This window comes from Kitasatospora sp. NPDC001539, assembly GCF_040298565.1.
Lineage (GTDB): Bacteria > Actinomycetota > Actinomycetes > Streptomycetales > Streptomycetaceae > Kitasatospora.
This window is the reverse complement of record NZ_JBEPAK010000141.1, coordinates 1-18,766: the sequence shown is the minus strand read 5'-3', so window position 1 is coordinate 18,766 and position 18,766 is coordinate 1. Positions and strand designations below refer to the sequence as shown.

The following is an 18,766-nucleotide window of genomic DNA, read 5'->3' as shown; positions in this document are numbered from 1 at the left end:
GCGGCGGACGGGCGCGTCGCGCTCCGTCCGCCGCACCGGCGGGAATCAGCCCTGCTCGGCGACGCCCTCCGCGGCCCCGGCGCCCGGACGCGCCACCAGTTCGACCTGGTCCACCGCGTTGCACCAGCGGCAGCGCACCGACTCGACCGTCTCGCTGAGCACCTCGGTCTCCTCGACCTCGGAGTCGCCGGCCAGGTCGAAGTGCAGGAACTCCGTCACCCGCGCGGTGCGGGTCACGTCGAAGCGGGTGAGGTTGCCGCACAGGGTGCAGCGCCAGCGCGTCTCGGCGGTCAGGGCGGGGACGGTCATCGGGGGATCCTCTCGGCTGGTCCCTGGGTGGGCTAGGCGCTCCCCCCGGGGCCCGGCGTCGGCGGCGGGAGGCGGGAATGCCCGCTCCCAGCCTATTGCCTGGGGCAACCGCCAGGACCACCGGTTCTCGAACACGGGGGCTAGCCCACCTGCCGTAAACCGCCGTGTCACCGGCGCCGTCCCCAGGGATGCTTGGCCCCATGGCGCTCGCGGCCACCGACCACACCGACGCGCGGGACGGCCGCCCGACGGTGCCCGCCCCGGCGGTCACCTATGCCCTGATCGCCGTCAACACCCTGGTCTTCCTGCTCGGCCCGGCCGCCGGGCTCAACCCGCTGTACGGCCGGGACCAGGCCCGGGTCTGCGCCGAGCAGCGGTACGAGCAGCGCTGGGGCGCCGTCCCCGCCGAACTGCTCACCGGGCACCCGCTGACCGCCGAGCAGCTCGCCGAGGCCCCCGACCCCGTCCCCGGCTGCCCGGCCTCCCCCACCCCGGGCAAGCACCCCGCGGTGTCCGCCCTCACCGGCCTCTTCCTGCACGCCGGCTGGCTGCACCTGCTGGGCAACCTGCTCTTCCTCTACGTCTTCGGCCCCACCGTCGAGCGCCGGCTCGGCCGGGCCAGGTTCCTCCTCTTCTACCTGGCGGCCGGCAGCCTGGCCTCGTACGGCTTCGCGCTCGCCGAGGCGCACTCGGCGGACTCCACCCGGGTCCTGATCGGCGCCTCGGGCGCGATCTCCGCCGTGCTCGGCGCCTACCTGCGCCTCCACCCCCGCGCCCGGGTGACCACCCTGGTTCCGCTGCTCCTCTTCCTTCCGCTGCGCTTCCCGGCCTGGCTGGTGCTCGGCCTCTGGTTCGCCCTCCAGTGGTGGTCGGTGCACTCGGCCGGGCCCGGGGTGGCCTATCTGGTGCACGTGATCGGGTTCTCCGCCGGATTCCTCTACGCCTGCACGGTCGTCCGCCACCCCCCGAGACGCCCCGGCCGGGGCCCGATACGCTGGCCGCACCCCACGAAGGAGCCGGAACAGTGATCACCGCCATCGTCCTGATCAAGACCAGCGTCGACCGCATCCCGGAGATCGCCGAGGCCATCGCGGCCATCGAGGGCGTCAGCGAGGTCTACTCGGTGACGGGCGGCTACGACCTGGTGGCGATGGTCCGGGTGCGCCGCCACGACGACCTGGCCGAGGTCATCCCGGGCCGGCTCAACAAGGTCCCGGGCGTGGCCCACACCGAGACCCAGATCGCCTTCCGCACCTACTCCCAGCACGACCTGGAAGCGGCCTTCGCCCTCGGCCTGGACGAGTAGCGCCCCGCTCAGCCCTCGCGGCGGCTGCGGTCGACCTCCACGGTGGGGACGCAACGGCCGCCCTCGTTGCGGTAGTTCCAGGCGGCGCCGTCCGTGACCAGCTCGCGGACCGCGGTCAGGAAGCGCTCGACGTGCTCGTCCGGCGTCCCGGCGCCGAAGCTCACCCGGATCGCGTTCAGGCTGCGCTCACCGGGCAGCGAGGGCTCGGGCGCCCCGCACTCGGAGGGCGCCACCTCCTCGTCCCCGAGCAGGGTCCGCACCAGCGGGTGGGCGCAGAACAGCCCGTCGCGCACCCCGATGCCGTACTCGGCGGACAGCGCGGCCGAGAAGTGCGAGCTGTTCCAGCCCTGGACGACGAAGGACAGCACGCCCACCCGGGCCGAGTCCGGACCGAACAGGCTGAGCACCTTGACCTGCGGGATCTCCGCCAGCCCCGCCGTCAGCCGCTCGACCAGCAGCCGCTCCCGGGCCTCCAGCGCGTCGAAGCCGGCCTCGGTCAGCGCCCGGCAGGCCGAGGCGATCGCGTAGGCGCCGATGACGTTCGGCGAGCCGGCCTCGTGCCGGGCCGGGCCGGTGTGCCACTGGACGGCCACCGAGCCGTCGGCCTCGCGTGCCACCGTCCGGGTCGCCCCGCCGCCGGCCAGGTACGGCTCGGCCGCGTCCAGCCAGTCCGAGCGGCCGGCCAGCACACCGGCGCCGAACGGCGCGTACAGCTTGTGGCCGGAGAAGGCGATCCAGTCGACACCCAGCTCACGGACCGAGACCCGGTGGTGGGGCGCCAGCTGGGCGGCGTCCAGCACCACCCGGGCACCGTGCCGGTGCGCCGTCGCGGTCAGCTCGGCGACCGGCCACAGCTCGCCGGTCACGTTGGAGGCGCCGGTGACGCACAGCAGCTTCGGCCCCTCCGGCGCGGCGGCCAGCGCGGCGTCGAGCGCGGCCACCGCCTCGGCCCGGGAGCGCGGCGCCCGCAGGTAGTCGACCTCCAGCCCGGCGTGCGCCCAGGGCAGCAGCGAGGCGTGGTGCTCGGTCTCGAAGGCGAACACCCGGGTGCCGGCCGGAACGGCGGAGGCCAGCAGGTTCAGCGAGTCGGTGGTGGCCCGGGTGAAGACCACCTGGTCGCCGTCGCGCAGGTCCAGGAAGTCGGCGACGGTCCGGCGGCTCTGCTCGAAGAGGTCCGTGGAGAGCTGCGACAGGTACCCGGCGCCGCGGTGGACGCTGCCGTAGTACGGCGCGTAGGCGGCGACGTCGTCCCAGACCCGCTGGAGCGCGGGTGCGGAGGCCGCGTAGTCGAGCGCCGCGTAGCCGACCTTCTCCCCGCTGGCCAGCGGGACCTGGACGTCGTGGCCGAGGACGGCGAGCGGGGCGCAGATTTCGGTGGAGAGGGACATGGGGACGCACTCCTTCGGGGGTTGGGGACCCCGGGAGTGCCAGTCGTCGGGCGTCCGCGCTTGTCGCACGGACGGTTCGCCGGCGACCCGGTCCTCACCCAGGGCACCCCGCCACGGACGGAGGGTTGCCGGACAGCAAGCTGGGGCTTGGCGCTGTCGCTCATGACCTGGCCAAGACTGTAGGTCGGGCCCGTCGGGTGGTCAAACGGGGATCCAGCATCCGGACAGCGGTGTCGCCCGCCGCCTCCGGAGCGTCCGTGCCGGGCGGCCCGGGGCACACCGGTAGGCCCGTACCGGCGAACCGGCACGGGCCCAGGAGGCGCTTCAGCTACGGCTGGTGGCGTCCGCCCAGCGCCGCAGCAGGTCCTGCGCGGCGCCGGAGTCGATCGCCTCCGCCGCCCGCGCCATGCCCGCCGCGAGCTGCTCCGCCAGCGGCGCGTCGCCCAGGTCGAGCGCCACCAGCGCCGCCGCGGTGTTCAGCAGCACGGCGTCCCGCACCGGCCCGCGCTCCCCGGCCAGCAGCCTGCGGGCCACCTCGGCGTTGTGGGCGGCGTCGGCGCCGCGCAGCGCCTCGATGCCGACCAGCTCGATGCCGACGTCCCGCGGGTCGAAGGTGGTCTCGGTGACCACCCCGTCGCGCACCAGCCACACCCGCGAGGTGGTGGTGATGGTCAGTTCGTCCAGTCCGTCGTCGCCGCGGAACACCAGCGCCGTCGCCCCGCGCCGGGCGAGCACCCCGGCGATCAGCCCGGACAGCCGGGTGTCGAAGCAGCCGATCGCGTGCGCGGTGACCTTGGCCGGGTTGGTCAGCGGCCCCAGGATGTTGAAGGCCGTCGGCACGCCGAGGTCGCGCCGGGCGGTGGCGGCGTGCCGCATCGAGGGGTGGAACTTCGCCGCGAAGCAGAAGGTGAGCCCGACCTCCTCGGCCACCTCCGCGACCCGCCGGGCGGACAGGTCCAGCGCGACGCCGAGCTTCTCCAGCACGTCGGAGGAGCCGCTGGCGGAGGAGGCCGACCGGTTGCCGTGCTTGACCACCTTGGCCCCGGCGGCCGCCGCGACGATCGCCGACATGGTGGAGATGTTGACGGTCTTCGCACGGTCGCCGCCGGTGCCGACGATGTCCACCGCGGGCCCGGGGATGTCCAGGGGCTCGGCGTGCTGGTACATCGCGTCGACCAGCCCGGCGATCTCGTCGACCGACTCGCCCTTGGCCCGCAGCGCCACCATGAACCCCGCCACCTGGACGGGGGACGCCTCGCCGCTCATGATCCGGTCCATCGCCCACGCGGTGGACGAGCGGTCGAGGTCCTCCCCCTTCAACAGCGCCGCCAGGAGGTCCGGCCAGGTGCGAACCACCTGCGCGGGGTCGCTACCGCCGTTCGCAGGGTTCACGTTCACCATGGCTGACTCCAGCTGTTGTCGGTTCCCCCGCACCGGGGGACGTCCGTACGGATGGAGCCAGCCTATCGACCGGCGGGGTGCCCACGGCGGTGTCTTCTCTACTACTGAGACGGCACCGCTCAGCGGGCGGCCGGTGCCCGCTTGGCCAGTCGCGCCCGCAGCAGGGTGGCGACCGCCCCGGCCAGGGCGACCGGGTCCACCGGGCGGGAGATCGCGGCGTCGGCCCGGCTCCAGGCGGCGAGCCAGGAGTCCTGCGGCCGGCCGATCAGCACCAGGACCGGCGGGCACCCGTAGATCTCGTCCTTGAGCTGGCGCCCGAGGCCGAGCCCGCCGGCCGGCACCGCCTCGCCGTCCAGGACGCAGAGGTCGACGCCGCCCTTCTCGAGCGCCTTGAGCACCGCGGGGGTGGTCGCGCACTCCAGGTAGGACAGCTCCGGAAGATCCTCGGCGGGCCTGCGGCCGAGCGCCGTCAGCACCTCCTCGCGGGTGTTGCGGTCGTCGCTGTAGACGAGGACGGTGAGCGTCTCGTCGGTCGTGTACGCCATGGGCCCTGCTCCCTCAAGTGTGATCCGGACCACGTTCACCTGATCCGGATGCTACCCCCGTTCCCCCCGGTCCCGGGCCCCCCTCGCGCACGTTCCTGCTCAAGCCGCCGCGCCCGCGGCTCACCCGCCCGGAGGACTGCCCGTCACCCTGGCGCGGCCGGACCACCCGGACGGCCGATGCGGCCCCCGTCCCCTACAACAGGACGCTCCGCCGACCGTGCAGCGACCCGCCGCGCAGAGGGGTCGCGGGCCCGTCGAGGAACCGTCAGAAAAGGGACACGCCGCAGCTCGGCCCCCGTCCGGACTCCCGGCCGACCGCCAAGCGGGCATACCGCACGCACCGGACACTCCGAGGGACACCCCCCGGCGTGAAGACGGAATAAGGGACCGACATAATGTCCGTCGTGGCGACAGCAACAGCAGTAGAAACCGGGCACGCGCACGGATCGGTCAACCGACCGAACATGGTCAGCGTCGGAACGATCGTCTGGCTCAGTTCCGAGTTGATGTTCTTCGCGGCCCTCTTCGCGATGTACTTCACGCTCCGCTCCGTCAAGGGAGCCGAGTTCTGGACCGAGAAGGCGCACGCCCTGAACGTGGGCTTCTCCTCGGTCAACACGACCATCCTGGTGCTCTCCTCGCTCACCTGCCAGCTCGGCGTGTTCGCCGCCGAGCGCGGGGACGTGAAGAAGCTCCGCATGTGGTTCGTCATCACGTTCATGATGGGCGCGATCTTCATCGGCGGCCAGGTCTACGAGTACACCGAGCTGGTCAAGAAGGACGGCCTGTCGCTGTCCTCCGACCCGTACGGCACGGTGTTCTACCTGACCACCGGCTTCCACGGGCTGCACGTGACGGGTGGTCTGATCGCCTTCCTGCTGGTCCTGGGACGGACGTACGCAGCCAAGCGCTTCACGCACGAGCAGGCCACCGCCGCGATCGTCGTGTCGTACTACTGGCACTTCGTCGACGTCGTGTGGATCGGCCTGTTCGCGACCATCTACCTGATCAAGTAACCAGCTGATCAGGTCGCTGGCCACCGGCTGCGGCCCCCGCCCTCACCGGCGACGGGCCGCTTCTGCCGGTGCCGACGCTCCCACCGACCGACCGCGCGCGCAGCCTTGGACAGGCAGCCTCGTGCCGGCCAGACCGGCCGCCGGGTGCACCCACCAGTCGACCAGATCCTGACACCGGGGTTATTCCGTGAAAAAGCTCTCCGCACGACGGCGCCACCCATTGGCGGCGCTGGTCGTCCTACTTCTCGCCCTGGCGGCAACCGGGGGGCTGTACGCCGCGTTCGCGCCCGCCGACAAGGCGCAGGCCGACGTCGCCGCGCAGTCGCTCGCGATCGATGAGGGCAAGAAGCTCTTCGCCGTGGGCTGCTCCTCCTGCCACGGCCTGAACGGCCAGGGCGGCAGCGACGGTCCGAGCCTGGTCGGCGTGGGCTCCGCCGCCGTCGACTTCCAGGTCGGCACCGGCCGCATGCCGGCCCAGCAGCCCGGCGCCCAGGTTCCGCGCAAGAAGAACATCTACACGCAGGCGGAGATCGACCAGCTCGCCGCCTTCGTCGCCTCCCTCGGCCCCGGCCCGGTCACTCCGGACCAGAAGCAGTACACCTCGACCGACCCCGAGGACATCTCCAAGGGTGGCGAGCTGTTCCGCACCAACTGCGCCCAGTGCCACAACTTCGCCGGCCAGGGTGGTGCCCTGACCAAGGGCAAGTACGCCCCGTCGCTGGAGGGCGTGGACGCCAAGCACATCTACGAGGCCATGCAGACCGGCCCGCAGAACATGCCGTCGTTCCCGGACACCACCATGCCCGAGGAGCAGAAGAAGCAGATCGTGGCCTTCGTCCGCCACACCACCAACGATGAGCCCAACCCCGGCGGTCTCACCCTGGGCAGCCTCGGTCCGGTGACCGAGGGCCTGTTCGGCTGGATCTTCGGCCTCGGCACGCTCATCGCGGTCGCGATCTGGGTCGCCGCCCACACCACCAAGGCCAAGAAGTCATGAGCCACGACATGTCAGAAGAGAAGCTCCCGGAGCCCCACGGCTCCGCCGGCGAGGTCGCCGAGCACGGCAACCCCTTCGCCGACCCGGGCCTGCCGGCCCACGAGCCCCGTCGTACCGACATCGACGAGCGGGCCGCCAAGCGCGCGGAGCGCCAGGTCTCGCTGATGTTCGTGGTCTCGATGCTCGCCACCATCGGCTTCATCGCCTCGTACGTGGCCATCGACCCGGACAAGCTCGTCTACATCTTCCCGCTGGGCACGGTCAGCGCGCTGAACTTCGCGCTCGGCCTGACCCTGGGCGTCGCCCTCTTCATGATCGGCGCGGGCGCGGTCCACTGGGCCCGCACCCTGATGTCGGACGTCGAGATGCCGTCCGAGCGTCACCCGATCGAGGCCTCCGACGAGGTTCGCGCCGACGTCATCGAGCAGTTCAAGACCGGTGCCGCCGAGTCCGGCTTCGGTCGCCGCAAGATGATCCGCAACACCCTCATCGGTTCGATGGCGCTGGTCCCGCTCTCCGGCGTGGTCCTGCTCCGCGACCTGGGTCCCCTCCCGGAGAAGAAGCTCAAGGAGACGGGCTGGAAGGAGGCGACCCCGGCCAAGCCGCTGCCGCTCATCAACATGAACACGATGCAGCCGATGAAGCCCGAGGACATCGCCGTCGGCTCGCTGACCTTCGCCATGCCGGAGGGTCTGACCACCCACAGCGAGGACTTCCAGCAGCGGATCGCCAAGGACGCCCTGATGCTGGTGCGCATCGCGCCGGAGGACATCAAGGACGACAAGTCCCGCGACCTCGGCTTCGAGGGCATCCTCGCCTACTCGAAGATCTGCACCCACGTCGGCTGCCCGATCAGCCTCTACGAGCAGCAGACCCACCACGCGCTCTGCCCCTGCCACCAGTCGACCTTCGACCTGGCGGACGGCGCGCGCGTCATCTTCGGCCCGGCCGGCCACCCGCTGCCGCAGCTGAAGATCACCACTGACGAAAAGGGCAACCTGGTCGCCACCGGCGACTTCGAGAAGCCTGTCGGCCCGAGCTACTGGGAGCGTGCTCGATGAGTAGCGCGAGCAGCACCACGACCGGTGCCGCCAAGCCCTCCAGCACGCGCGCCAAGCCCGCCAACAAGTGGGAGGCCGCGGCTGACTGGACGGACGGCCGGCTGGGGATCTACTCCCTCGCCAAGGCCAACCTGCGCAAGATCTTCCCGGACCACTGGTCCTTCATGCTGGGCGAGATCTGCCTCTACACGTTCATCATCATCATCCTGACCGGTGTCTACCTGACGCTGTTCTTCAAGCCGTCGATGGCCGAGGTCGTCTACAACGGCTCGTACGTGCCGCTCAAGGGCATCGGGATGTCGGAGGCCTACGCCTCCACGGTGGACATCAGCTTCGAGGTGCGCGGCGGTCTGCTGATCCGCCAGATCCACCACTGGGCCGCCCTGGTCTTCGTGGCCGCGATGCTCGTCCACATGATGCGCGTGTTCTTCACCGGCGCGTTCCGCAAGCCGCGTGAGATCAACTGGGTCTTCGGCTTCCTGCTGCTGGTCCTGGGCATGTTCGACGGCTTCTTCGGCTACTCGCTGCCGGACGACCTGCTGTCGGGCACCGGTATCCGCTTCATGGAAGGTGCGATCCTCGCGGTCCCGCTGGTCGGCACCTACATCCAGATGTTCCTGTTCGGGGGCGAGTTCCCCGGCCACGACATCGTGCCGCGGTTCTTCACCATCCACGTGCTGCTGATCCCGGGCATCATGCTCGGCCTGCTGGTGGCGCACCTGATCCTGGTCTTCTACCACAAGCACACCCAGTGGGCGGGCCCGGGCAAGACCGAGAAGAACGTCGTCGGCATGCCGCTGATGCCGGTCTACATGGCCAAGGCCGGTGGCTTCTTCTTCCTGGTGTTCGGCCTCATCGCGGCCATCTCGGCGATCGCCACGATCAACCCGATCTGGGCCTACGGACCGTACCGCCCGGACCAGGTGTCCACCGACGCCCAGCCCGACTGGTACATGGGCTTCTCCGAGGGCCTGATCCGCGTCATGCCGGGCTGGGAGATCAACCTGTGGGGCCACACCCTGAACCTGGGTGTCTTCGTCCCGCTGATGATCTTCCCGCTGGTCCTGGTCGCGATCGCGGTCTACCCGTTCATCGAGGGCTGGATCACCGGCGACAAGCGCGAGCACCACATCCTGGACCGCCCGCGCAACGCCCCGGTCCGCACCGCCCTGGGTGCCGCCTGGATCAGCCTGTACCTGGTGCTGCTGGTCGGTGGTGGCAACGACCTGTTCGCCACCCACCTGCACCTGTCGATCAACTCGATCACCTACTTCGTGCGCGTCGGCTTCTTCGTCGTGCCGGTCCTCACCTTCATCGTCACCAAGCGCTGGTGCCTCGGCCTCCAGCGCCGTGACAAGGACAAGGTGCTGCACGGCCGCGAGACGGGCGTCATCAAGCGCCTGCCGCACGGTGAGTTCGTCGAGGTCCACGCCCAGCTGCCGCAGAAGGACCTGTACAAGCTCACGGCGCACGAGCAGCACCAGCCGGTCCAGCTGCCGGCCCAGACGGACGAGAACGGCGTGGCCCGCAAGGCCGGCGTCGTCACCCGGACCCGGGCCAAGCTCTCCCGCGGCTTCTACGGCGAGGGCAGCCAGATCCCCAAGCCGACCGCCGAGGAGCACCACGAGATCACCAGCGGCCACGGCCACCACTGATCCCGTACGCACCCCGCGTCACCCCGAGGGCCGCCCACCAGAGTTCATCTGGTCGGCGGCCCTCGGGCTTTCCCGTACCGCGTTCCCGTCCCGCTCTCCCCGACCGCACCCGCCTCCAGGAGCCCCCGTGCAGCTGTCCGTCGACCCCGCCGCCGCCACTCCCCCGTACGAGCAGATCCGCGCCCAGATCGCCGAGCGGGCCCGCTCCGGCGAGCTGCCGACCGGGCTGCGGCTGCCGACCGTCCGGGCGCTGGCCGAGGAGCTGGGGCTCGCCGCCGGGACGGTGGCGCGGGCCTACCGGGAGCTGGAGGCGGACGGCGTGGTGGAGACCCACGGCCGGCGCGGTACCCTGATCGCCGCCACCGGGGACGCCGCCCACCGGCTGGCCGCGGAGGCCGCCGGTGAGTACGCCGAGCGGGCGAGCCGGCTGGGGCTGTCCCGTGAGGACGCCCTGGCGGCGGTGGTCACCGCGCTGGGGCTGGCCTACCCCGGGGCCTGAGCCGGGGGCCTCCTGCGGGGAGCGTCCGGCGGCCTAGACCTCCGGGCGCACCATGCCCGAGGCCGGGGCCTGGGCGGCCGGCGGGGTGGTGCTGACGGCCTGTCCGAGGGCGCTGTGCTTGACCCAGTCCGTCCAGGTCACGTTCCAGTCGCCGAAGCCGTTGCCGAAGGGCTCCATGGTGGAGCCGAGGCTGTTCACCACCGTCACCAGGTCCCCGACCCGGGTGTTGTCGTAGAACCACTTGGCGTTGTCGGTGCTCATGCCGGTGCAGCCGTGGCTGACGTTCTCCACGCCCTGCGAGCCGACCGACCAGGGTGCCGCGTGCACGTACTCGCCGCTCCAGGTCACCCGGGTGGCCCACTTGACGTCGAGGTCGTAGGACTCCGAGCTGCCGGCGGCTATGCCGATCGTCTCGCCGCTCATCCGGACGGAACGCTCCTGGCCGAGCACCACCTTGATGCCGTTGCGGGTGTCGAAGCCGGGCTTGCCGGTGGTGACCGGGATGCTCCGGACGACCTGGCCGTCACGCTTGAGGGTGAGTTCGTGGGCGGCCGCGTCGACCACCGACTCGACCCGCTCGCCGATCCGCAGCCGCAGGGAGCTGCGGTCGCCGCCGTAGAGCCCGTCCGAGATCCGGGTACCGGTGCCGTCGAAGGCCAGGGTGACGGCCGTCCCGGCGGGCCAGTAGTCCTCCGGCCGGAAGTGCAGGTTCTTGTCGTCCACCCAGTACCAGGCGCCGGTGACGGCGGGCTGGGAGGTCACCGTCAGGGCCCGCTCGACCTCCTGGCGGGCCTGCGGGTCCTTCACCGCCTCGGAGAGCTGGACGGTGAGCGGCTGGCCGACGCCGTAGACGCCGCTGCCGGAGGAGTCCGGGCCCAGCTTGGCGGTGAGCAGCCGCTGGGCGGCCAGCGTGCTGAAGTTGACGGTGCCGTCGCCGCGGCCGTTCCTGCCGTCGTCGGCGGAGACCCGCACGGCGTACGTGGTGCCGGCCTTCAACCGGCCGGTGGTCTGCCAGCTGCGCTGGTCGTCGGCGAGCTTGCCGGCCACCACCCGCCCGTCCGGGCCGACCACCGTCACGTCGGTGAGCCGGCTGCCGTCGACCGCCGTCACCGTGACCGGCTTCGAGGGGTCGGCCTTGTCCTCGGCAGAGAGGCGGACGAGCCGGGCCGCGTCGATCCGGTGGGGCCGGGACTCCTCGTCGCCGGAGGAGCAGGCGGCCAGCGGGGCCAGCACTGCGAGGGTCAGCGAGATGCCGCCGATTCCTGCGATTCCGCGCCTGTCGGCCATGGCCGCCTCCCAGGTATTCGCACGATTGATCAGATCGTAGGAACACCCTGGTTCGAGCGACATCCGAGCGATCCGCCGTTGGCCCGCGCGAGTGAGGCCGTCACTCCCCGGACGCAGCAGGGCCGGTCCCCCCTTGCGGGGAACCGGCCCTGTCGGCGGAAGCGGAACCTACTGGTTCTGGTTCTCGCCGCGGTAGAACTCGAAGACCCATCCGAAGATGCCGATCATGATGATCGGGGCGGCCCAGAACATCAGCCACCAGCCGAAGATCACGCCCAGGAAGGCGAGCGCGCCACCGAGCGCCAGCGAGAGCGGCTGCCAGCTGTGCGGGGCGAAGAAGCCCAGCTCGCCGGAGTCGTCCGCGACCTCGGCCTCGGGGTTGTCACCCGCGCCGCTGTCCACCCGGCGGGCGGTGAAGGCGAGGTAGTACCCGATGAAGGCGCAGAGGGCGAAGGCCAGGAACAGCGCCGTGGTGCCGGCGGCCTCCAGGCCGGGGCCCGAGTTGTTGGTCCACAGGCCGTAGGTGATGGCCATGGCCAGCACGAAGACGGCCAGACCGAGGAAGATCTTTCCCTGTTCCTTCATCAGGCGTCGCCCTCCTTCTCGCCCTTGCCCAGCTTGGGGGCGTCGTACTTCGCCGGGGTCACACCGGCGAAGTGCTTGGCCGCCTCACCGTGGTTCTCGAGGTAGTCCAGCGCGGCGATCTCCGGGTGGTGGAGGTCGAAGGCCGGGGATTCGGAGCGGATCCGGGGCAGGGTGAGGAAGTTGTGCCGCGGCGGCGGGCAGGAGGTCGCCCACTCCAGCGAGCGGCCGAAGCCCCACGGGTCGTCCACGGTGACCTTCTCGCCGTACTTGGCGGTCTTCCAGACGTTGTAGAGGAACGGCAGGATCGACAGGCCGAGCACGAAGGAGCCGATGGTCGAGACGGTGTTCAGGGTGGTGAAGCCGTCCGAGGCCAGGTAGTCGGCGTAGCGGCGGGGCATGCCCTCCGCGCCGAGCCAGTGCTGCACCAGGAAGGTGGTGTGGAAGCCGACGAACAGCGTCCAGAAGGTGATCTTGCCGAGGCGCTCGTCCAGCATCTTGCCGGTCATCTTCGGCCACCAGAAGTGGAAGCCGGCGAACATCGCGAAGACGACGGTGCCGAAGACCACGTAGTGGAAGTGGGCGACGACGAAGTACGAGTCCGAGACGTGGAAGTCGATCGGCGGCGAGGCCAGCAGGACACCGGTCAGACCACCGAAGAGGAAGGTGACCAGGAAGCCGACCGTCCACAGCATCGGCGTCTCGAAGCTCAGCGAGCCCTTCCACATGGTGCCGACCCAGTTGAAGAACTTCACACCGGTCGGGACCGCGATCAGGAAGGTCATGAACGAGAAGAACGGCAGCAGCACTTGCCCGGTGACGTACATGTGGTGCGCCCACACCGTCACGGACAGACCGGCGATCGCGATGGTGGCCGCGATCAGGCCGGAGTAGCCGAACATCGGCTTGCGGCTGAAGACCGGGACGATCTCGGACACGATGCCGAAGAACGGCAGCGCGATGATGTACACCTCGGGGTGGCCGAAGAACCAGAACAGGTGCTGCCACAGCAACGCCCCGCCGTTGGCCGGGTCGAAGACGTGGGCCCCGAACTTGCGGTCGGCCTCCAGGGCGAACAGCGCGGCGGCCAGGACCGGGAAGGCCAGCAGGACCAGCACCGAGGTCAGCAGGACGTTCCAGACGAAGATCGACATCCGGAACATCGTCATGCCCGGAGCGCGCATGCAGATGATCGTGGTGATGAAGTTGACCGCACCGAGGATCGTGCCGAAGCCGGAGAAGGCCAGACCCATGATCCACATGTCGCCGCCGACGCCGGGCGAGTGCACCGCGTCCGACAGCGGGGAGTAGGCGAACCAGCCGAAGTCGGCGGCGCCGTTCGGGGTCAGGAAGCCGCAGACCGCGATGGTCGAACCGAAGAGGTACAGCCAGTACGCGAACATGTTCAGACGCGGGAACGCCACGTCCGGGGAGCCGATCTGCAGCGGCATGATCCAGTTCGCGAAGCCCGCGAACAGCGGCGTCGCGAACATCAGCAGCATGATCGTGCCGTGCATCGTGAACGCCTGGTTGAACTGCTCGTTCGACAGGATCTGGGTCCCGGGACGAGCCAGCTCGGCACGCATGACCAGGGCGAGGATGCCGCCGATCAGGAAGAAGGCGAACGACGTGCCCAGGTACAGGGTGCCGATCGTCTTGTGGTCAGTGGTGGTCAACCACTTGATGATGGTCGAACCCGGCTTGCGGGTCCGCTGCGCCCCGACCGTGACGGCCTCGGCGCCCCCGCCGGCCGCGGCGGGCTCGTTGAGGATGGTCACTTCGCTTCACTTCCCATGGTGATGAGGCCGGACGGCACCGCGCCGTTCTGGCCCTTGGCACGCAGGTCGGCCAGGTGCTTGTCGTAGTCGGCGCGGTCGACGACCTTGACGTTGAACAGCATGCGCGAGTGGTCCTCGCCGCAGAGTTCGGCGCACTTGCCCCTGTACTCGCCCTTGACGGTGGGGGTGACCTCGAACTTGTTCACCACGCCCGGCACGACGTCCATCTTCATCATGAAGTTGACGGGCCAGAAGTCGTGGATGACGTCACGAGAGGTGAGCCGGAACTGCACCGTCTCGTTGACCGGCAGCCAGAGCGTCGGAGCGTCCTTGGGCGTACCGACGTCGTACGCGGCGTCCTTGTTGGCCGGGTCGGGCGTCTCGGTGTTCTCGTAGTTGAACGCCCAGCTCCACTGGAAGCCCACCACGTTGACGTAGTGCTGCGGCTTCGCGGAGACCTGCGTCAGCTTCGCCTCGTCGCGGGCGACGAAGTAGAAGAGGACCGAGACGATGATGATGGGGACCGCGGTGTAGAGCGCCTCGATGGGCACGTTGTACCGGGTCTGCGGAGGGATCTCCACACCGGTGCGCTTGCGCCGGTGGAAGATCACGCTCCAGATGATCAGACCCCACATCAGTACGCCGACCACCAGCGCCGCGATCCAGGAGCCCTGCCACATCTGGAGGACCATGGGCCCTTCCTTGGTGACGGGGCTCGGGAGGCCAAGCCTGGGGAGGTCGTTGGCCGAGCAGCCGGTGGCGGTCGCGATGACGAGGCCCAGTGCCAGCGCCTGAGGCAGCTTCCGCCGCATCGTGCGCCGCGGCGAGCGGTCGGAGCCGTTGGGACTCACGTAGCGCCTTCCCGAAGTCTCGCCCGCCTTCGCGTCGCACCGAAGGAGGTCAGTGAGCCTCCCCGGCGACCCGTCCACGGGCACGGTTTGAATGCTTATGCGGGCCAAACCCTACTCCAGCCTTATGCGCTCCTGACGGGCAGCCCCCGGTAACGCGCCGCCCGGTCGCCCGATCAGGCCCGGCGGTGGCTGCGCCGCAGGTCATCGTAGGCATTCGAGGTCGTTACGCCCGATCGGGGGATGACTTCGGACAACGCGGCTGACGGCCCGTCGGTCGCGGACGAAGCGGACATTCGGGGTGATCGACTGACGCCCGGTGAGCGGTACGGCGGCCGCGGACGGGCCCGCGGGTGTGGCGTTAAATGAGACCGTGTACTTCGACGTGGCTTCGACGGCCCCCCTGCACCCCGTCGCGCGGCAGGCCCTGACCGCCGCCCTGGACGAGGGCTGGGCCGATCCGGCCCGGCTGTACCGCTCCGGCCGGCAGGCCCGGATGCTGCTGGACGCCGCCCGCGAGACGGTGGCCGCCGTCCTGGGCGCCCGGACCGACGAGATCGCCTTCACCGCCAGCGGGACCCAGGCCGTGCAGCTCGGGATGCTGGGCGCGCTGACCGGGAACCGGCGGCGCGGCAGCCACCTGGTGCACTCCGCGGTGGAGCACTCCAGCGTGCTGCACGTCGCCGAGCGCCGGGAGACCGAGGGCGGCGAGGTCTCGGTGGCCCCGGTGGACCGCACCGGGCGGGTCGACCCGGCGGCCTTCGGCGCCCTGCTGCGCCCGGACACCGCGCTGGCCGTGCTGCAGAGCGCCAACCACGAGGTCGGGACCGTCCAACCGGTCGGCGAGGTCGCCGCGCTGTGCGCCGACGCCGGGGTGCCGCTGCTGGTGGACGCGGCGCAGAGCGTCGGCCGGGTGGACGTCCCCGCGGGCTGGTCGCTGCTCACCGCGAGCGCCCACAAGTGGGGCGGCCCGCCCGGCGTCGGGGTCCTCGCCGTGCGCAAGGGGGTCCGGTACTCCTCGCCGCTGCCGGCCGACGAGCGCGAGGGCGGCCGGGTGCCCGGCTACGTCAACGTCCCGGCGATCGTGGCCGCCGCCGCCTCGCTGCGCGCCGTCCGGGCCGAGGCGGACGGCGAGAACGCCCGGCTGCACGCCCTGGTGGAGCGGATCCGGGCCCGGGTGCCGCAGCTGGTGCCCGAGATCGAGGTGGTCGGCGACCCGGTGCGGCGGCTGCCGCACATCGTCACCTTCTCCTGCCTCTACGTGGACGGCGAGGTGCTGCTCACCGAGCTGGACCGGGCCGGCTTCGCGGTCTCCTCGGGCTCCTCCTGCACCTCCTCCACGCTGACGCCGAGCCACGTGCTCGCCGCGATGGGAGTGCTCACCGAGGGCAACGTCCGGGTGTCCCTGCCGTACGGGACGGCCGAGGCGGACGTGGAGCGCTTCCTCGCCGTGCTGCCGGACCTGGTGGCGGGGGTCCGGGCGCCGCTCGGGCTGGACCTGCCGGCGCCGCACCGGGAGCCGCGGCCGGAACCGGCGGCGCAGACCCTCGTCCTCGACGCCCTGGGGCAGCGGTGCCCGCTGCCGGTCATCGAGCTGGCGAAGCGCATCGGGGAGGTGCCCGTGGGCGGGACGGTCGCCGTCCTGGCGGACGACGAGGCGGCCCGGCTGGACATCCCCGCCTGGTGCGGGATGCGCGGGCAGGAGTACGCGGGCGAGGCCCCGGCCGCCGAGTACGGCGGCGACCGGGGCTCGGCCTACCTGGTGGTGCGCCGCTCCTGACCGGGCGGACTACTTGACCAGGTGGGCGCGGATGTCCGCGGCGGCCGCGGCGCCGTAGTTCTCCTCGAAGCGCCGGGTGAAGGCGGCCGGGCGCAGCTCGTACTCCTGGGTGCCGACGGTCTCGATCACCAGGGTGGCGAGCATGCAGCCGAGCTGGGCGGAGCGCTCGAGGTCGAGCTGCCAGGACAGGCCGGTGAGGAAACCGGCCCGGAAGGCGTCGCCGACGCCGGTCGGGTCGACCTTGGCCTCCTCGCGCGCACAGCCGACGGTGATCGAGGCCTCGCCCTTGCGGTCGATCCGGACGCCCTTGCTGCCCAGGGTGGTGATCCGGGTGCCGACCCGGGTGAGCAGCTCGTCGGCGCCCCAGCCGGTCTTGTTCTCGATCAGCGCGGCCTCGTACTCGTTGGTGAACAGGTACGCGGCGCCGTCCACCAGCTCGCGGATGTCGTCGCCCTCCAGGCGGGCCAGCTGCTGGGAGGGGTCGGCGGCGAAGGCGTAGCCGCGGGTACGGCACTCCTGGGTGTGGCGGACCATGCCCTGCGGGTCGTCGGCGCCGACCAGGACAAGGTCCAGGCCGCCCACGCGGTCGGCGATCGGCTTGAGCTCGATGTTGCGGGCCTCGGCCATGGCGCCGGTGTAGAACGAGGCGATCTGGTTGTGGTCCTCGTCCGTCGTGCACATGAAGCGGGCGGTGTGCCGGGTCTCGGAGATGTGGACCGAGTCGCAGTCCACGTTGTTGCGCTCCAGCCAGCTGCGGTACTCGGCGAAGTCCGCACCGGCGGCGCCGACCAGGATGGGCCGGAGCCCGAGCACGCCCATGCCGAACGCGATGTTCGGCGCGACACCGCCGCGGCGGATGTCCAGGGCGTCGACCAGGAACGACAGCGACACGGTGTGGAGCTGCTCGGCGACGAGCTGGTCGGCGAACCGGCCGGGGAACGTCATCAGGTGGTCGGTGGCGATCGAGCCGGCGACGGCGATACGCACGGGGTCTCCTCAGGGTGGCAGCAAGGCCAGCGGGCGGGGGCGAACGAACCCACCTACGGTACCGGGCCGGGACCGTGCGCCAGCAAGAGTGGCGCTCGAGCTGTCGCCCTCCTGCCAGCGTGGCACCCGTTGCGCTCGAAGGTGTACTACCTCCGGGTAGCACTGGTGGGTGTGCGGAGACCGGGCCTAGGGTCGGCCTCAGGGGCCCGGCCGGACCGGGCGGACCCCCGTCGTCGACCGCGGCAGTGCCGCCGCGGCTGTGGATCGGAGCGATGCCCGATGATGTCCGAGCACTACCCGCCGTCCGCTCTCGGAGCCGAGGCCGACGCCGAGACCCTCGACGCGCTGGTGACCTCCTCCCGGCGGCTGCGCCGGTTCTGGCCGCTGCTCGCGGCGGGCCCGGAGCCGGCCGCTCCGGCGCCCGCCGGCGTCCGGGTCCCGTCCGGGGCGCAGCGGCTTGTCGCCGCGATGGCCGAGTACGGCATGTGATCCGTCCCCGGGCCCAAGCGGAACCGGATCCGACCGGGGCACGTCACATCCGCGCGGAGCGGCCGAGGGGCGGCGCCGCTGAGTCCTCGGGAGGATGTGCAGATGGATCTGGAGACGATGCCCCGGCGTGGTCGACGGACGGCGGCCCTGGCGGCCGTGGTGCTGGCGGCGGTGGTGACGGTGGCCGGGTGCGACGGGGGCGGCAAGGGTTCGGCGGACTCGGCACGCCCGTCCGCCCCCGCGAGCCCGACCGCCTCGGACTCCGCGAGCGGCTCCCCCGGAGCCCCGTCGGCCTCCGGCACGCCGTCCGGGACGGCACCGGGCACGTCCGGCGGGCCGGCGCAGCCGCCGACCGGAGCGCCCACCCCGGCCTCGCCCCCCGGGCAGGCGTCGGGGGCGGCCACTCCCCCGGCCAACGGGATCGCCCCGGGTGAGCCGAACCCGGCCGGCACCGGGGCCGGTACGGCGGTGCGGCCGCCGGTCGCCTACCGGGCGGACGGCAACAAGCTGACCGTCTACTTCTTCGGCGGGGTCTGCACCACGTACGCGTTGAAGGCGGACGAGTCGCAGGCGGGCACGGTGGCCGTCGAGGTCGTGCCGGGCCCGCCGACCGTCCAGCCGGGCCACGTCTGCACCGCGCTGGCCAAGCGGCAGGCGGTCTCCGCCGACCTGCGCTCGCCGCTGACCGGGCGGACGGTGGTGGACCGGACGAGCGGCCAGGAGGTGCCGCTGGAGGGCGACCCCCACATCGGCCCCGACCCGGTGGCGCCGGACGGCCCGGCCAAGTAGCGCTGAAGCACCGAGGCGGCCCCGGGTCGGGGCCGATGTGGGGGTCGCC

The 18,766-nt window shown here is 71.4% G+C and carries 19 protein-coding genes and 1 riboswitch; of the genes, 10 read left to right on the top strand and 9 right to left on the bottom strand.

Translation table 11 applies throughout. The features are described from left to right. Positions 1–45 precede the first annotated feature (45 nt). Positions 46–309, bottom strand: a complete 264-nt coding sequence (locus ABT247_RS21515) for a hypothetical protein (protein ID WP_350744509.1) — start codon at positions 307–309, stop codon at positions 46–48. 200 nt (positions 310–509) lie between these two features. On the opposite strand from ABT247_RS21515, the gene ABT247_RS21510 reads away from it, so the two are divergent. Together ABT247_RS21510 and ABT247_RS21505 are read left to right on the top strand one after the other, a co-directional pair. Further along, complete coding sequence (locus ABT247_RS21510; protein ID WP_350744507.1) at positions 510–1,337, top strand: rhomboid family intramembrane serine protease; 828 nt, start codon at positions 510–512, stop codon at positions 1,335–1,337. Next, positions 1,334–1,615 (top strand): Lrp/AsnC ligand binding domain-containing protein, encoded by a 282-nt coding sequence (locus ABT247_RS21505; protein WP_030240061.1) that lies wholly within the window; start codon positions 1,334–1,336, stop codon positions 1,613–1,615. Before ABT247_RS21510 ends, ABT247_RS21505 begins: the two co-directional genes overlap by 4 nt. A gap of 8 nt (positions 1,616–1,623) precedes the next feature. On the opposite strand, the gene ABT247_RS21500 is transcribed toward ABT247_RS21505, so the two are convergent. From ABT247_RS21500 to ABT247_RS21490, 3 genes are all read right to left on the bottom strand, one after another. Then, positions 1,624–3,003, bottom strand: a complete 1,380-nt coding sequence (locus ABT247_RS21500) for an aminotransferase class V-fold PLP-dependent enzyme (RefSeq protein WP_350744505.1) — start codon at positions 3,001–3,003, stop codon at positions 1,624–1,626. 51 nt (positions 3,004–3,054) lie between these two features. Further along, positions 3,055–3,171: riboswitch (SAM riboswitch) on the bottom strand. Between the two features lie 156 nt (positions 3,172–3,327). Continuing rightward, positions 3,328–4,404 carry an anthranilate phosphoribosyltransferase gene (gene trpD, locus ABT247_RS21495; protein ID WP_350744503.1) on the bottom strand — a complete coding sequence of 359 codons (1,077 nt, stop codon included), beginning with the start codon at positions 4,402–4,404 and terminating at the stop codon, positions 3,328–3,330. A 119-nt stretch (positions 4,405–4,523) separates the two neighbouring features. Then, positions 4,524–4,949 (bottom strand): DNA-binding transcriptional response regulator, encoded by a 426-nt coding sequence (locus ABT247_RS21490; protein ID WP_350744501.1) that lies wholly within the window; start codon positions 4,947–4,949, stop codon positions 4,524–4,526. 395 nt (positions 4,950–5,344) lie between these two features. On the opposite strand from ABT247_RS21490, the gene ctaE reads away from it, so the two are divergent. The 5 genes from ctaE to ABT247_RS21465 all read left to right on the top strand — a co-directional run bounded on the left by ctaE (position 5,345) and on the right by ABT247_RS21465 (position 10,177). Beyond that, positions 5,345–5,965 (top strand): aa3-type cytochrome oxidase subunit III, encoded by a 621-nt coding sequence (gene ctaE, locus ABT247_RS21485; protein WP_350744499.1) that lies wholly within the window; start codon positions 5,345–5,347, stop codon positions 5,963–5,965. 187 nt (positions 5,966–6,152) lie between these two features. Beyond that, positions 6,153–6,962, top strand: coding sequence for a cytochrome bc1 complex diheme cytochrome c subunit (gene qcrC, locus ABT247_RS21480; RefSeq protein WP_350744497.1), 810 nt, complete (start codon positions 6,153–6,155; stop codon positions 6,960–6,962). 8 nt (positions 6,963–6,970) lie between these two features. Further along, entirely contained in the window at positions 6,971–8,023 is a 1,053-nt protein-coding gene (gene qcrA / locus ABT247_RS21475; protein ID WP_350744495.1) for a cytochrome bc1 complex Rieske iron-sulfur subunit, read from the top strand. Further along, on the top strand, positions 8,020–9,678 hold the full coding sequence (qcrB, locus tag ABT247_RS21470) for a cytochrome bc1 complex cytochrome b subunit (RefSeq protein WP_350744493.1): 1,659 nt from the start codon (positions 8,020–8,022) through the stop codon (positions 9,676–9,678). Before qcrA ends, qcrB begins: the two co-directional genes overlap by 4 nt. Before the next feature lie 127 nt (positions 9,679–9,805). Continuing rightward, positions 9,806–10,177, top strand: a complete 372-nt coding sequence (locus ABT247_RS21465) for a GntR family transcriptional regulator (protein WP_350744491.1) — start codon at positions 9,806–9,808, stop codon at positions 10,175–10,177. Positions 10,178–10,210: 33 nt separating this feature from the next. On the opposite strand, the gene ABT247_RS21460 is transcribed toward ABT247_RS21465, so the two are convergent. The 4 genes from ABT247_RS21460 to ctaC form a co-directional block, all read right to left on the bottom strand. Further along, complete coding sequence (locus ABT247_RS21460) at positions 10,211–11,464, bottom strand: L,D-transpeptidase (protein WP_350744489.1); 1,254 nt, start codon at positions 11,462–11,464, stop codon at positions 10,211–10,213. Positions 11,465–11,632: 168 nt separating this feature from the next. After that, entirely contained in the window at positions 11,633–12,049 is a 417-nt protein-coding gene (locus tag ABT247_RS21455) for a cytochrome c oxidase subunit 4 (protein WP_350744487.1), read from the bottom strand. Beyond that, complete coding sequence (gene ctaD, locus ABT247_RS21450) at positions 12,049–13,824, bottom strand: aa3-type cytochrome oxidase subunit I (protein WP_350744485.1); 1,776 nt, start codon at positions 13,822–13,824, stop codon at positions 12,049–12,051. The genes ABT247_RS21455 and ctaD overlap by 1 nt, the downstream gene beginning before the upstream one ends. Continuing rightward, positions 13,821–14,675: an aa3-type cytochrome oxidase subunit II gene (gene ctaC / locus ABT247_RS21445; protein ID WP_350744483.1), complete on the bottom strand. Its 855-nt coding sequence runs from the start codon at positions 14,673–14,675 to the stop codon at positions 13,821–13,823. The genes ctaD and ctaC overlap by 4 nt, the downstream gene beginning before the upstream one ends. Positions 14,676–15,045: 370 nt before the next feature. Between ctaC and ABT247_RS21440 the strand changes: the two genes are divergently transcribed. Continuing rightward, a complete protein-coding gene (locus tag ABT247_RS21440; RefSeq protein WP_350744481.1) occupies positions 15,046–16,452 on the top strand; it encodes a cysteine desulfurase/sulfurtransferase TusA family protein in 1,407 nt (468 codons plus the stop codon). Positions 16,453–16,461: 9 nt separating this feature from the next. On the opposite strand, the gene ABT247_RS21435 is transcribed toward ABT247_RS21440, so the two are convergent. Continuing rightward, a complete protein-coding gene (locus ABT247_RS21435; protein ID WP_350744479.1) occupies positions 16,462–17,439 on the bottom strand; it encodes a carbohydrate kinase family protein in 978 nt (325 codons plus the stop codon). Positions 17,440–17,721: 282 nt separating this feature from the next. Here ABT247_RS21435 and ABT247_RS21430 point away from each other — a divergent pair, with 282 nt between their 5' ends. Together ABT247_RS21430 and ABT247_RS21425 are read left to right on the top strand one after the other, a co-directional pair. Then, entirely contained in the window at positions 17,722–17,928 is a 207-nt protein-coding gene (locus ABT247_RS21430) for a hypothetical protein (RefSeq protein WP_350744477.1), read from the top strand. Between the two features lie 102 nt (positions 17,929–18,030). Further along, positions 18,031–18,717, top strand: coding sequence for a hypothetical protein (locus ABT247_RS21425; protein ID WP_350744475.1), 687 nt, complete (start codon positions 18,031–18,033; stop codon positions 18,715–18,717). The last annotated feature ends 49 nt before the right edge of the window (positions 18,718–18,766 follow it).